Origin of the sequence: Corynebacterium sp. SCR221107 (genome assembly GCF_027886475.1) — a bacterium.
GTDB lineage: Bacteria > Actinomycetota > Actinomycetes > Mycobacteriales > Mycobacteriaceae > Corynebacterium.
Genome location: NZ_CP115670.1, coordinates 1863467 through 1877303, shown reverse-complemented (window position 1 = coordinate 1877303; position 13837 = coordinate 1863467). Strand labels below are relative to the sequence as shown.

The window sequence follows — 13837 nt, the reverse complement described above, 5'->3', positions numbered from 1 at the left end:
CCTCCGGTTCATCCGCAACCCGAATGAGACCGGAGGTCTTTTTTCATGGAAGTCAACCTTGCAACATGGTTGATCACGGGAGCTGTCATTCTCGGCTTCTTCGTGTTCGACTTCTATTCCCACGTGCGTACCCCGCACGAGCCCAGCCTGAAGGAATCGGCGGGCTGGACGCTGTTCTACGTCGTCTTCGCCCTCGCCTTCGGTGCCTTCTTGTGGGTCTACTGGGCAGAGCCTGGCAATCCTCACCAGCATGGGCTTGAATTCCTTACCGGCTACGTCACGGAAAAGGCGCTTAGCGTCGATAACCTTTTCGTGTTTGCGCTGATCATGGGTTCTTTTAAGATCCCGCGCAAGTACCAACAGAAGGTCTTGCTCATCGGCATCGCATTGGCCTTGATTTTCCGCCTGCTGTTCATCCTGGCGGGTGCGGCAGCCCTCGAGGCATGGAGCTGGGTGTTCTACCTCTTCGGCATCTTCTTGCTCTACACCGCGATCAAGCTCATCGTCGATGAGGTGCGCGGCACCCCTGAGACAGATCCCAATGACATGGCGATCATCAAGTTCCTGCGCAAGGTGATTCCGGTGACGGCGACTTACGAGAAGGATCACCTCTACGTCCACAAGAAGGGTCAGTTTGCCCTGACCCCGCTGTTCGTGGCATTGGTTGCCATTGGTTTGATGGACGTGATGTTCGCGCTTGACTCAATCCCTGCTATTTATGGCATCACCGACGAGGCCTACATCGTGTTCACCACCAACGCCTTCTCGTTGCTGGGTCTGCGCCAGATGTACTTCCTCCTCGATGGTTTGCTCGACAGGCTGGTCTACCTGCCTTACGGTTTGGGGGCCATTCTGGGATTCATCGGCGTTAAGCTCGTCCTCCACGCGCTGCATGAGAACGAGCTTCCATTTATAAACGGTGGCGAGCCGGTACACGCGCCGGAGATCTCTACGGTGGGTTCGTTGGTGGTTATCGTCGGCGTCTTAGTTATCGCGGTGGTCGCCTCGCTGATCAAGACAAAGCGTGACGAAGTACAAGGCGCCGTTTCCCCGAAGTGGAACAAAGAATACGACGATGATGACATCGCCGAGGATCCCAAGCGTCTGGCTTCCTTGAAGAAGGTTGTTGATAACCGCGCGAATCCAGATAAGTCATAGCGTTCGCCCAAGAAACGCCCAAGCCCCGCGGGCACCTTGAGAAAAGGTTTCCGCGGGGCTTTTTTATTGGCCATGTTCAACCGGGCAATTGATGAATTCAAGCAATCTTTTATTCAACCGTTTGCTGATCACTTTTCAAGTGGTCGCCCACAGTCCGACCGGCCGCGAATCATAACTGGCATGTCGAGGGATACCGGTGTGTGGGGGTATCGCCGAGGTAGGGCTCAGTCCCAGATGTTGATGACAGGATTCCACGTGTGGATTGTGCGTCCGTTGAGCGCATTTTCCACCCAGAAAGGATCCTGATCCATCAGCGCGTAGGCATCGTCGAGGGTGGAGTCGTCAGCCAAGCGGATAACGATGAGCGCATCGCCCTCTCCGTCGGTGAAGGGGCCGGAGCCGATGAGCTTGCCTTCTTCCTTGAGCTGTCCCAAAAACTCGCGGTGGCGCGGGCGGATGTTGACGATGTCTTCGCTGTCAGCGTCGTAGTCATAAATCACTGCGTAAGTAGTCACGCCCTCTAGTCTATCCATGTGGAAAGCCCTGGTGCCGGTTTTGGATGCGGTGCATGTGTCCGCGTACGACGCCACAACCAGGTGCTGGGAAATGAACGGTGCAGCATCGTTAATTAAACGCTGCGCCTTTGGGTTAGGCGTACCCCAAGTGCGGGCAGGCAAGGTAGGGTTGTAGAACGTGAGCCACAACAGTCCGAACACGTCCAAGACGAATCATGAAGAGCCCAAGCCATCGAATTGGAACCTCCCCAACGTCTTAACCAGCGTGCGCATTATCGCGATCCCACTGTTCGCCTGGCTTGTCCTGCGTGCGGATAACATCCATACCGGATGGATGTGGGCTGCTTTCATTTGTTTCGTCGTCTTGATGATTACGGACAAGCTCGACGGAGATATCGCACGCGCGCGAGGTCTAGTCACCGACTTCGGCAAAATCGCCGATCCGATCGCTGACAAGGCGCTGATGACCACAGCCCTGGTGTGTCTAAACATCGTCGGTGCCTTCTCCTATTGGTTTACCATCATTATCGTCGTGCGCGAGCTTGGTATCACCTTGTGGCGCATGGTGGAACTGCGGCGCGGAAATGTCGTCCCCGCGTCTAAAGGTGGCAAACTCAAGACCGCACTACAGTCCTTGGCCATGGGCCTGTACCTATGCCCGCTGCCGGACTGGATGGAGATTCCACGTCTGCTCGTCCTCATCGCTGCGACCATTGTCACCGTGGTCACCGGCATTCAGTACCTCGTTGATTCCCGCAAGCTTCAGCAAACGAGCTAGGAAAAACTTTTAGGGGTCGGTCATGACATGCCAAGGAACTGAATTCCTCCTCGTTCCTACTCTTGCGCAAAAGGGGTTGACAATCGCGACCTGCGAGTCGTTGACCGCGGGGCTGCTGTCGGCCACTATCGCCAATGTTCCAGGGGCTAGCGCAGTGCTGCAGGGTGGCTTGATTACCTATGCGACTCGGCTCAAGCATGTGCTTGCCGACGTCGACCAGGCGACCTTGGACTCAGTGGGGCCTGTGTCGGAACAATGTGCAAAAGAGATGGCACTTGGCGCGCTAGTAGCCTGCGGTAGCGACATTGGGGTTTCCCTTACCGGTGTTGCCGGTCCGGATCCGCAAGACGGTCACCCGGTTGGCGAGGTATGGTGCGGCGTGGCCTTTGCAGGTCATAGCTCTGAGCAGGCGGTTGCCGTACGTTTGGGCGCGCCGGAGTTTCTGAGTGGGGAACGGGCAAAGATTCGCCAAGACTCTGTTGGACTGGCCATCGATTTCGTACTTTCACTGCTGTGACAGCTTGGCGACATGCGCGGCCACTTTCAAAAGTCGGAAGGGCAATACACCGCGGCGGGCAGATTGCGGCATCGAGAAAAGGTGCGCACAAAGGCGTTCGAAAAGTTTGCGAAATGGCCGGGGAACAATTTTAAGTTAAGGGCCGTTGGGCTAAGTGATGATGAAATATACCGCAGTACTCGACAAGCCGGTCACCGCACACAAGGTTTCTACCCCGGAGCCGTTGTTGCGGGAGGCACTCGGCGCAGCTTTACGTGCATTCCGTGCTGACAAGGGGATAACGCTTCGTGAGCTCGCAGAGGCCTCACGAGTGTCCCCAGGCTATCTCTCCGAACTAGAGCGCGGGCGCAAAGAAGTGTCTTCGGAAATTCTCGCTTCCGTTTGCCACGCGCTCGGGGCCAGCGTTTCCGATGTCCTCATCGAGGCCGCAGGATCAATGGCCGTGCGTTCCGCGGAGGCAGATCTCGCAAGCGCGGTTCGCGTTTAGCCACGTACCGCGATTAGCGGACGACGAGGCGCATCCAAACACCCCAGATCCGCTCTGCAACCTAGGGAAAGGCCTCGGACATGCGTATCCCCGAGTCTGCTCAGGTTCTGGTCCCTAAACACACCGGTGGGAACGAGCTTGGCTGTGAAACAAGTCGTGACACGGGAATTCCTGTAGTTGTCAGGCAGTTCATCCTAGTACTCAAATCCGCTACACAAGGTGTGGTGGTCATCATCTTCATACCTTGAGCAAATCAAGGCCAATTTTGCTTCCGCCAGCGTCTCATGGGAGACGATCTGGCAGTTTCTCCACTATGCTGAGGAGAGATCACTACGACGACGGCGAAAGGTGCCACAATAATGGCGAATCCATTTTCTAAAGCTTGGAAATACTTAATGGCTTTGTTCGATTCCAAGATTGACGAAAATGCGGACCCGAAGGTTCAAATTCAGCAGGCAATCGAGGATGCACAGCGCCAGCACCAGGAGCTGTCCCAGCAAGCAGCTGCCGTGATCGGTAACCAGCGTCAGCTTGAAATGCAGCTAAACCGCCGTCTGGCTGAAATCGAGAAGCTCCAGGGCAATGTTCGTCAGGCACTTCAGCTTTCCGATAAGGCACGTGGTGAAGGTGACCTTGCCAAGGCCACGGAATACGAGAACGCCGCAGAGGCTTTCGCTGCTCAGCTCGTCACCGCAGAACAAGGCGTTGAGGATACCAAGAAGCTGCACGACCAGGCCCTGCAGCAGGCCGACGCAGCCAAGAAGGCTGTCGAGCGTAACTCCATGGCGTTGCAGCAGAAGGTTGCAGAGCGCACGAAGCTGCTCAGCCAGCTAGAGCAGGCCAAGATGCAGGAGAAGGTCGCCGAGTCCATCCAGTCGATGAGCTCCATTACCAACCGTGACACTCCTAATCTCGACCAGGTTCGCGAGAAGATTGAGCGCCGCTACGCAAACGCCCTCGGTTCCGCCGAGTTGGCTCAAAATTCCGTCCAGGGGCGCATGGCCGAGATCGAGCAGGCCGGCGTACAGCTAGCCGGACACTCCCGCCTGGAGCAGATTCGCGCCGAAATGTCCGGTCAGCTCAACGCAGGTACTTCCTCCACACAGCAAGCAATTACGGGCGCGTCTGAGCAGGCCCCAGCTCCCAGCGCGGCGGATGACGCCGTGGCACAAAAGCTTCGCGAGTTGCGTGGTGAAGCCTGACAAACCGCACTTCAGCTGGGTGTGAAGCTGATTCCCGCTGTGGCCAACTCTTTTATTCAAAGCGCTGGACACAGCGGCTTTTGTATGCCCACACACCGATTGTTCATGCAAATATGGACGCCTGGAACAAAGATGGTGACTCAAGCGCCTCCGAGCCATCGAGCAACCTTGGCGTCGGCAAGCAATTGTCGGCAACGCAGCACCGCTTTTTCTTTTACCGAGATTGTTGCCCCCAAAGTTCGATAGTGTCTTCGGTGGCGGTACAAGCAGGGTTTTGCTGAATTGGCTAGTCGCCTGCCCCTCGTGCCATGAGGGCATCCGCAATAGCACGGGCGCGCCGAATAGAACGAATGATGACCGGCGTGCCAAAGGCGGCGATGGAAAAGCCGGCCCCGCGGGCCTTTCTGGCATCAAGAACTTCGTTGACGGTTCCCAACATCAATGGGATCAGGCGAAGCGTAAGCGACAGCGCTAGGACGATGGTCTCTACAGGCAACCCGAACTTCTCGAAGGGAGCCAAAGCCTTCTCGAAGGCGGTCATCATCTCGGAGAGCTGAGTGGTCAGTGTAAGCAGCATCGCCATCATGAGGGCTGCGTAAACCACAAGCGTCACATTAGCGGCAAACATGAGACCTTTTTGCCACCACTGGAAGGCAGCGAGGAACGCCAGAAGCGGCAGCGGCGGCCATAACTGACCCCACGCCACCTTCATTGGGATGCGCGCGCACAGGTATACAATCGCCGCAAAGACCACCAGGCCAAGCGCGATAAGCGGATTCTTCACCAATAGCGAGGTGCTGATGATGAAGGCGAGCAAGAGCCCAAATTTCCACAGCGGCGGCATCCGGTGAATGAAGGAAGATCCTGGAACGTATACTCCGAGCGGGATATTCTTCATTTCTTAGGCCCTCGACTCCATGAGCTTTTCGTAATAGCCAATGACTTCATCCGGCGCGCCGTCGGCAACGACGTGGTGGTCGTCGATGCACAGCACACGGTCAAACCCGGTGAGGAAGTCCAGGTCATGGGTGACCACGATAAGTTGCTGATCCAATTCGGCAAAGACGCGGCTGATTTTGCGTCGGTTGATCATATCCAGCAACGTCGTCGGTTCGTCCGCGATGATGAGGTCGGGTTCTAGGATCAATACGCTCGCTAGCGCAAGCAGCTGCTTTTGCCCGCCCGAGAGCTGATGCGGGGAATGATCGGCGTGGTTTTCTAGTCCGAAGCGCTTGAGCATGTGTGCCACTCGTTGTTTCTTTTCTTCCTTCGGCAGTTTCATTCGTCGAAGTGAGAAGGCGATGTCATCGGCAACGGTTGGCATGACGATTTGATTTTCAGCGTCAGAAAAGACAAAGCCGACCTTGCGGCGCACCTCCTTGCCCTTTGCAGCGACATCCAAACCATCGACGGAAACCGATCCGGAGGTTGGGTCGGCCAAGCCATTAATGAGTCGAACCAGAGTGGATTTTCCGCCGCCATTGGCGCCGATGATCCCAATTCGACGCTCTGTCAGGGTCAAGTTGATGTTGCTGAGAACCTGGAGTTCATCGAATGCGACGTTGACGCCGGTGAAAGTGACCGTACTCATCGGTTTTGTCTTTACTGCCTTTACTTTATCTAGCAACACCGCCCGCGTGACTCGGTTCCTCGCCCCATGGCACTAGTGAAGCAGGGGAGATAAGCAAGGGTGCAGTCCGCGGAAGCGACGGTAAGGGGATAAGGAAACAATGCCTGTTGTGGCGCGGAAGACGTCGTCAAGCGGGCAAAAAGGCGCGTGCGGCACAGCCTAACACGCGCGTTGAACCTAGCTTCATGCTGAGGAGATTAGGACAAGCCCTATGCCTTGTTGCGCAAGTCGGGGAATGCCGAGTGGACGCCGATAGCAATGATGACGGCGACGACGAGCTTGAGGCTGTCCATCGGGATGAATGCGAGCTGTGCGGCAAAGGCTGCGCCCCATTCCATACCCATGCGCAGCGCAAGACCAATAGCACCGCAGGTGTACTGGACGGCCAATGCGACAACACCGCCTAAGACGAGGTAGCCGATGAGCATTCCCTTCTTTTTCTTGGGTGCGGCGTAGGCGATGACACCTGCCACGAAAGGTGAAATGAGATAGCCGACGAGGTACCCGACAGTTGGCCCCGGCAGGGCTGCGATCACGGACTTGCCTCCAGCCAGCACGGGCAAGCCAAGCAGTCCGAGAAGGAGGAACAAAGCCGCAGTGAGGAAACCGCGGCGACCGCCGAGAAGCAGACCCGCCAAGATGATGGCGGCATTTTGCATGACGATCGGGACGCCGGCGGTGCCGACGGGGATGGAGACGAAAGCCAAGACGATAATCAATGCGGCAAAGACCGCGATGTAGGCCAAATCAGTAAGCCGCATCCTTGAGCGTGCGTTTGCGTTTGTGGTAGTTGAGGTAGACACTCGAGGAATTTTACACGTGCCCGCACCGAAAACTAAACGTTGTTCAAGCACAGTCTTTTAAGTCATACAATCACGCTCGCATGGCGCATCGCTTATGGGTAATCGCGTGAAGAGATGTGAACTCGTTAAGATGGCTGCATGCGCCTGTCGAATTTTGAACAGTTGGTGGAAGACGAATTTGGAACGTCCAGAGGGGCGTGGATTCTTGACTCGCACGTCATTAGTGGTACCGGAAAAACCGCCAACGAGCTCATCGAATCGGGGGCGGACCTGCGTGAAGTATGGTGGGGCCTATGTCGAGACTTCCATATCCCCGAAGATCGTCAACTCGGAAGGGATGATTGAGGTCTTATTTTTGATGGAGGTTCTCGTTTTCGAGGATGGACATCTGGAAGTATTTGGAGCCGTGGGATCGCTCGGTGTTTATCGAAGTTAAATGGGCAACGAGCTTTCGAAAAAGAATGTTCGAATTTTTGAAAATCGAACAAATGTGCGTGTATCTTATGGGTGTGGGAAATGTCTAGCTAGGATAAACCTCGAAAACAACACGCTGCAGGAAACGTTCTCCGCTTGGAGGCGTGAAAACCGAAGGTGCACGCAAGATTTCGGTGGTGCAGTCACCAGTCTGTTGCTGAGGATGTTTGTGGTGTAAACAGGCTTTGTGAAGACACCATACGAGAGGAATGTGGCAATAAAAATCGTCGCCTCGAGGGAGCCAAATGCAGTGTTTCCTCGTCTAAAGAGGGCAGCGGGTTGGACTTTCATAAATTGAGGTGACCTCGTGCAGTTTCAATGACGCTGCGCAAACGCCCGAATGTGCTCTGCGTTTCCCAGAGAGCACGGACAATTTATTCATTGAGAAGAAGTTAGAAATAAACGAAAGACAAACAAGGAGACTTCATGGCTGCCAAGAAGAACAGCAAATCAGCAATCCCATCTTCGTCTGATGACCGCAAGAAGGCGCTCGATGCCGCATTAACAATGATTGAAAAGGATTTCGGCAAGGGCGCCGTCATGCGCCTGGGTGATGAGAACCGCCCGCCGATCCAGGCAATTTCCTCTGGTAATACTGCGATCGACGTCGCCCTAGGAATTGGTGGCTTCCCGCGTGGTCGAATCGTGGAGATCTATGGGCCTGAATCCTCTGGTAAGACCACCGTGGCGCTGCATGCCATTGCTCAGGCGCAAAAGGGGGGCGGTATCGCAGCCTTCATCGACGCCGAGCACGCCCTGGATCCAGACTATGCACGCAAGTTGGGCGTTGACACGGATGCATTGCTCGTTTCCCAGCCGGATACCGGTGAGCAGGCGCTGGAGATCGCCGATATGCTCGTACGATCTGGTGCTATCGATATCATCGTGATCGACTCCGTTGCGGCGCTGACCCCGAAGGCTGAAATCGAAGGAGAAATGGGCGATAGCCACGTTGGTCTTCAGGCCCGCCTCATGAGCCAGGCGTTGCGAAAGATGACCGGCGCTTTGTACAACTCGGGTACCACCGCAATCTTTATCAACCAGCTTCGTGAAAAGATTGGCGTGATGTTCGGTTCACCTGAAACCACCACTGGTGGCAAGGCATTGAAGTTCTACGCTTCCGTTCGCTGCGATGTGCGCCGTATTCAAACTCTGAAGGATGGACAGGATGCTATCGGCAACAGGACCAAGCTGAAAGTGGTCAAGAACAAGGTTTCGCCACCATTTAAGGTTGCCGAGTTCGACATCATGTACGGCGAGGGCATTTCTCGGGAGTCTTCCATCATCGATCTCGGTGTTGACCACGGCATTATCAAGAAGTCCGGTTCGTGGTTTACCTACGAAGGCGATCAACTTGGACAAGGCAAGGAAAAGGTACGCCTCTATCTCAAGGAGACTCCGGAGTTGGCCGACGAGATTGAGGAGAAGATCTTTAAAAAGCTCGGGATCGGTGAGTTTGCCAACGCCGATGATGCGCTGACGGATGAGCCGGTGGATATGATTCCAAACGTCGACTTCGACGACGACGACGAAGATGAAGAGTAGAGAACAAAACTATCCTTCGGAGCCTGCAACTCACGCAGCAAAGATTGAAAGGCTTCGAGAAGCGCTGGAAAACTTCACGCCGGGGGAGTCTGATTTTTTCGACTCCCACAAGGAAGAGGACAAAGCAAAAGTTCGCAACCGCGCGCTTCTGTTGCTCGATCAGCGCGGACGATCCCGCGAAGAGCTGCGTAAAAGGCTGGCGGCACTGGAGTTTGACCCCATAACCATCGATGAGGTTCTAGATGATCTCCGCGATTGTGGTCTCCTCGACGACCAAGCCTTTGCCACTGAGTGGGTACGTCAACGTCATGCTCGACGAGGGAAGTCGCGTAAGGCGCTTTCCCTTGAACTTAAGGAAAAAGGGGTTGGGGTCGCCCAACGCGCTGAGGCGCTGAAACAGATCAGCGATGATGACGAATTCGAGATGGCACGGCAGTTAGCCGAGAAAAAAGCACGAAGCATTAAGGCTGTGCCGGCAAATGGTGCAGAATACGACAAGATTCTGCGTCGTGTCGTGGGAATGCTTGCCCGTCGCGGCTTCGGCTCAGGACTAAGCATCCGAGTCTCCAAGGAGGCGATCGACGCCCGCCTGGAGGCCATCAGCGCCTAACATACCGATACCCGCCCCGGGTAACTGACTAGCCTGACGCGGGTTTAGGCATTCCTTAATGAAGAGGGCTAGAATTGTCCGACGTGCAAACATCCGCGGACACTACCCAGCCCCAGCAAGACCAGGCCAACCCCCGCACCTACGAGGTGCGCACATTTGGCTGCCAGATGAATGTTCACGATTCGGAGCGTCTATCCGGCCTCCTCGAAGAAGCTGGCTATGAGCCAGCCGCCAAGGGTGAGCAAGCAGACCTCGTGGTATTCAACACTTGTGCTGTGCGCGAGAACGCTGACATGCGTCTTTATGGCACCTTAGGACAACTGCGCCAGGTGAAAAAGGAACACCAGGGCATGCAGATTGCTGTAGGCGGATGCTTGGCTCAAAAAGACAAGGACGTCGTAGTCAAGAAAGCCCCGTGGGTGGATGTGGTTTTCGGCACCCACAACATTGGTTCTCTACCAGCCTTGCTCGATCGTGCCTCCCACAACCACAAGGCCGAGGTGGAGATCGTGGACTCCCTCGAACAGTTCCCCTCGGTGCTTCCCGCCAAGCGCGAATCCGCCTACGCGGGGTGGGTCTCTGTTTCTGTGGGGTGCAACAACACCTGCACGTTCTGCATCGTGCCTAGCCTTCGAGGTAAGGAACAAGACCGCCGCCCGGGCGATATCCTTGCGGAGGTACAGGCCCTTGTCGACCAGGGGGTTTCCGAAATCACCCTGCTCGGGCAGAACGTGAATGCCTACGGGGTGAATTTCGTTGACCCCGAACTAGAGCGCGACCGCAGCGCGTTCTCCAAACTCCTCCGGGCTTGCGGTGAGATCGAGGGGTTGGAGCGCCTGCGTTTTACCAGCCCACACCCGGCCGAGTTCACCTCGGACGTTATTGACGCTATGGCTCAAACCCCTAACGTGTGCCCGCAGCTGCACATGCCCCTGCAGTCCGGCTCGGACAAGGTGCTCAAGGAGATGCGTCGCTCCTACCGCTCGGCTAAATTCCTTGGAATTCTCGACGAGGTGCGCCAGAAGATTCCGCACGCATCGATCACCACAGACATCATCGTCGGTTTCCCCGGAGAAACAGAGGAAGATTTTCAGGCCACACTCGATGTGGTGGAAAAGGCTCGCTTTACGAGCGCTTACACCTTCCAATACAGCCCGCGGCCCGGTACCCCGGCGGCAGAATATGAGAACCAGATCCCGAAGGAAGTGGTGCAAGAGCGTTATGAGCGTCTCTTGGCGCTGCAGGAGCGAATCAGCCTCGAGGAAAATCAAAAGCTCATCGGTACTCAAGCAGAGCTTTTGGTTCAGGCTGACGGTGGGCGCAAGAACGGCGAGACCCATCGCATGACCGGTCGCGCGCGCGATGGTCGCCTCGTCCACTTCGCGCCGGAAGGCTTGATCGATGATTCGATTCGCCCCGGCGATGTGGTGACCGTGACGATTACGGGTGCAGCTCCGCATTTCTTGCTTGCCGACGAGGGAGTGCTTTCCCACCGACGCACCAAGGCGGGGGATAACTCCGAGATCGGAAAGGTTCCTACGACCGCCCCGGTTGGGGTTGGGCTCGGACTTCCAAGAATCGGTGCACCGACGGCCAAGCCTGCCAACGACGCCTGCGGTTGTTAGGGTTGAAGAAAGACACCGCGGGCGCGACACGCTTCGCTAAGCGGTGGGAGACTCCAAAGCGAAAGTGGTTTTCGAACGTGGCTGAAGCCAGTGAAAAAAAGGGGCGTGGCGTGGCCGACGCAGCCGATACTCAATCGATGAATAGTCCCGATGAGCTAGCAAAGAAGGAAAAGACGGCCGCGGCTCGCATTGAACTTGGGCATTATCGCTTTTACCTGATGGGCACTTTTGTTGTCTTTGTCCTTTCCTTGTTCTTGCCGCATGCAGGAAGCATCAAGGGCTACGATGTGCTTTTCTTTACCCCAGCCAGTCACGAAGCCGGAATCAAAATTGCCGAGTATGTCTTCGTTTTTCTAGGCAGCATATCTGTGGTGTTGCTCAACGGACTTCTGCTTCTGACAAAGCGGACTGTGTTTGCCAACTTTGGATTTGCACTCACAGGCATGGCATTGCTGACGAGTCTTCTGGGGCTTTGGATGCGCATGCAGAGCGCGGAAGTAGACGGAGCCGCGGGCGTTTCCTATGGGTTCTACATCGAGGTAGCAGCTGTGATTGTCCAAGTTTACGCATTGAGCTGCACTGTGTTTGCTCGATCCGATGAGCAAAGGGAATGGGCAGCGCAGCGCGCTGCACACGTCAACCTGGACGAGGTCGCCCTCGTGCAGCGTGAAAGGCTTACCAGCAGGGGAGCGAATACGAATGAGACCAATCCGCTGCTCATCGATAACCGGCGCCAGCAAGCCGCAGGCAAGCGCAAGCGCACCGCTGGTCAGGATGCGCATAAGCCTCAACAGTAGTTTCACACGCGCCTAAAACTATACAAAAACGCTCCGCCTGAAAGGACGGAGCGTTTTTGTCGCCTAGTGGAATCAGAGGTTGTCTGCTGCCTTCTCGGCGGCGTCTGCCCACTCTTGCCACTGAGCTGCCTGTGCACGCAGCTCTTCAGCCTTCTTGGTGTTTCCCTTCTTCGCCATGGCCTCCGCCTGAGCTTCGAACTCCTTGACCTTGGCTACGAATTGGGCAACACGAGCCTGGACCTCCGGGTCGGTGCGGCGCCACTGGGCATTGGCAGCGTTTTCGACCCGAGCCTCGATGGAGTGGATCTTCTCCTCAAATTCGCGGACACGCTCACGCGGAACATAGCCGATCTCTTCCCACTTTTCCTGGAGCTCACGCAGCTTTGCGCGGGCGGCATCGAGCCCGTGGGCCGGGTCGATTTGAGAATCGTATTCGGCGATGAGGGCGTCCTTGGCCTCCGCGTTGGCCTCGAATTCGCGCTCACGCTGATCGTTGAGTTCATTACGTGCGTTGAAGAAGTAGTCTTGAGCGCCCTTGAATGCGGCCCACAACTTGTCATCAATGTCACGCGGTGCGCGCCCGGCCTGCTTCCATTCCTTCATCAGGTCGCGGAAAGCGCGAGCGGTTTCGTTCCAATCGGTAGAAACTTTGAGTTCCTCGGCTCGTGCGACGATCTCTTCTTTTACTCTTCGGGCCGCGGCGCGACTGCGATCCAACTCCGCAAAGTGGGAGCCACGACGGCGATTGAAGGAGTCACGGGCACGCGAGTAGCGCTTCCACAGGGCGTCATCGGTCTTGCGATCGATGCCGCGGATCTTCTTCCATTCGTCGAGGATTTCGCGGATCCGGTCGCCGGCTTCCTTCCAATCCGTGGATTTTTCGGCGATCTCCTCCGCTTCCGCGGCGAGCTGCTCCTTCTTGGCAATCGCCTCAGCACGGCGAGCCTGCTTTTCTTCCTTCGCCCGCTCGCCGGCTTCGTCAGCGCCACTGATGATGGCGCTGAGGCGCTTTTCAACGGCGGCGATGTCCCCGATGACGGTAGCGGTGGGAAGGGTCTCCAGCAGTTCCTGAGCCTTTGACTTGATGTGCTCTGCGTCGCCGGGGTGGCTTTCCACGCGTGCTTCGAGAAGTTCAACCTCGGTGACGAGATCATCGAAGCGGGCCGCGTAGTGGGCAAGTCCTTCCTCCGGGGTTCCGGCCTGCCAAGAACCGATCATTCGCTCACCATCTTTGGTGATGAGGAAGACCGATCCGTCTTCCGCGATGCGGCCGAAGGCAGATGGGTTCGTTGCCTTAGACGGCTGGGCGACGGCGCTGGGGCGCGCGGCAGCGGCGGCTCCTGGGCGAGGACCGGGCTTTGCTCCTGGGCGTGGGCCTGGCTTCGGTGCGGAAGGAGTGCTCATGTTCAGTTTCCTTATCTCGAAGGTGTCACGCGACGTGACTGCCAAAGTATTATCAAAGGGTGAAGCCGCACCCACGGCAATAAATTCGGGCACGGCCAAAAACACCTACATAAAAAGATACCGCGAATCCTCAGGTATTGTCAGCATAAAGGCAGGATAAGGGTGCTGGCTCCGAGCGTGCTGGCCGCTTGGCGTTGATAATGATGGTCGGCACTGAAGATAGTTGCAGTTGACCAGTGCTTATTAATAAGATTTCACCGCCAATGAGGTCGCATTGATTGTCTTTTGCAGT

Annotated in this window: 15 protein-coding genes; 10 read left to right on the top strand and 5 right to left on the bottom strand. The window is 56.2% G+C overall.

The window, feature by feature from the left end:
* Positions 1-45 precede the first annotated feature (45 nt).
* Positions 46-1158 carry a TerC family protein gene (locus PAB09_RS08115; RefSeq protein WP_271033183.1) on the top strand — a complete coding sequence of 371 codons (1113 nt, stop codon included), beginning with the start codon at positions 46-48 and terminating at the stop codon, positions 1156-1158.
* 224 nt (positions 1159-1382) lie between these two features.
* Here the strand turns inward: PAB09_RS08115 and PAB09_RS08110 are convergent, their stop codons facing one another.
* A complete protein-coding gene (locus PAB09_RS08110; protein WP_271033182.1) occupies positions 1383-1673 on the bottom strand; it encodes a YciI family protein in 291 nt (96 codons plus the stop codon).
* Positions 1674-1851: 178 nt separating this feature from the next.
* Between PAB09_RS08110 and pgsA the strand changes: the two genes are divergently transcribed.
* From pgsA to PAB09_RS08090, 4 genes are all read left to right on the top strand, one after another.
* A complete protein-coding gene (pgsA, locus tag PAB09_RS08105; protein WP_271033181.1) occupies positions 1852-2451 on the top strand; it encodes a CDP-diacylglycerol--glycerol-3-phosphate 3-phosphatidyltransferase in 600 nt (199 codons plus the stop codon).
* 22 nt (positions 2452-2473) lie between these two features.
* The gene (locus PAB09_RS08100) at positions 2474-2968 is read left to right on the top strand and encodes a CinA family protein (RefSeq protein WP_271033180.1); all 495 of its coding nucleotides are present in this window, start codon (positions 2474-2476) and stop codon (positions 2966-2968) included.
* Positions 2969-3125: 157 nt separating this feature from the next.
* Positions 3126-3455, top strand: coding sequence for a helix-turn-helix domain-containing protein (locus tag PAB09_RS08095; RefSeq protein WP_271035342.1), 330 nt, complete (start codon positions 3126-3128; stop codon positions 3453-3455).
* A gap of 359 nt (positions 3456-3814) precedes the next feature.
* Positions 3815-4657 carry a PspA/IM30 family protein gene (locus PAB09_RS08090; RefSeq protein ID WP_271033179.1) on the top strand — a complete coding sequence of 281 codons (843 nt, stop codon included), beginning with the start codon at positions 3815-3817 and terminating at the stop codon, positions 4655-4657.
* A gap of 286 nt (positions 4658-4943) precedes the next feature.
* On the opposite strand, the gene PAB09_RS08085 is transcribed toward PAB09_RS08090, so the two are convergent.
* From PAB09_RS08085 to PAB09_RS08075, 3 genes are all read right to left on the bottom strand, one after another.
* Entirely contained in the window at positions 4944-5555 is a 612-nt protein-coding gene (locus tag PAB09_RS08085; RefSeq protein WP_271033178.1) for an energy-coupling factor transporter transmembrane component T family protein, read from the bottom strand.
* 3 nt (positions 5556-5558) lie between these two features.
* Entirely contained in the window at positions 5559-6248 is a 690-nt protein-coding gene (locus PAB09_RS08080) for an energy-coupling factor ABC transporter ATP-binding protein (RefSeq protein WP_271033177.1), read from the bottom strand.
* Between the two features lie 248 nt (positions 6249-6496).
* The gene (locus PAB09_RS08075) at positions 6497-7048 is read right to left on the bottom strand and encodes a biotin transporter BioY (RefSeq protein WP_271035341.1); all 552 of its coding nucleotides are present in this window, start codon (positions 7046-7048) and stop codon (positions 6497-6499) included.
* A 180-nt stretch (positions 7049-7228) separates the two neighbouring features.
* On the opposite strand from PAB09_RS08075, the gene PAB09_RS08070 reads away from it, so the two are divergent.
* From PAB09_RS08070 to PAB09_RS08050, 5 genes are all read left to right on the top strand, one after another.
* Positions 7229-7435 carry a DUF3046 domain-containing protein gene (locus tag PAB09_RS08070; RefSeq protein ID WP_271033176.1) on the top strand — a complete coding sequence of 69 codons (207 nt, stop codon included), beginning with the start codon at positions 7229-7231 and terminating at the stop codon, positions 7433-7435.
* A 555-nt stretch (positions 7436-7990) separates the two neighbouring features.
* On the top strand, positions 7991-9109 hold the full coding sequence (gene recA / locus PAB09_RS08065) for a recombinase RecA (RefSeq protein ID WP_271033175.1): 1119 nt from the start codon (positions 7991-7993) through the stop codon (positions 9107-9109).
* Positions 9099-9719 (top strand): recombination regulator RecX, encoded by a 621-nt coding sequence (gene recX, locus PAB09_RS08060; RefSeq protein WP_271033174.1) that lies wholly within the window; start codon positions 9099-9101, stop codon positions 9717-9719. Before recA ends, recX begins: the two co-directional genes overlap by 11 nt.
* A gap of 167 nt (positions 9720-9886) precedes the next feature.
* A complete protein-coding gene (gene miaB / locus PAB09_RS08055; RefSeq protein ID WP_271035340.1) occupies positions 9887-11344 on the top strand; it encodes a tRNA (N6-isopentenyl adenosine(37)-C2)-methylthiotransferase MiaB in 1458 nt (485 codons plus the stop codon).
* Between the two features lie 77 nt (positions 11345-11421).
* A complete protein-coding gene (locus PAB09_RS08050) occupies positions 11422-12141 on the top strand; it encodes an Rv2732c family membrane protein (protein WP_271033173.1) in 720 nt (239 codons plus the stop codon).
* Between the two features lie 72 nt (positions 12142-12213).
* On the opposite strand, the gene PAB09_RS08045 is transcribed toward PAB09_RS08050, so the two are convergent.
* Positions 12214-13545, bottom strand: a complete 1332-nt coding sequence (locus tag PAB09_RS08045; protein ID WP_271033172.1) for a DUF349 domain-containing protein — start codon at positions 13543-13545, stop codon at positions 12214-12216.
* Positions 13546-13837 lie beyond the last annotated feature (292 nt).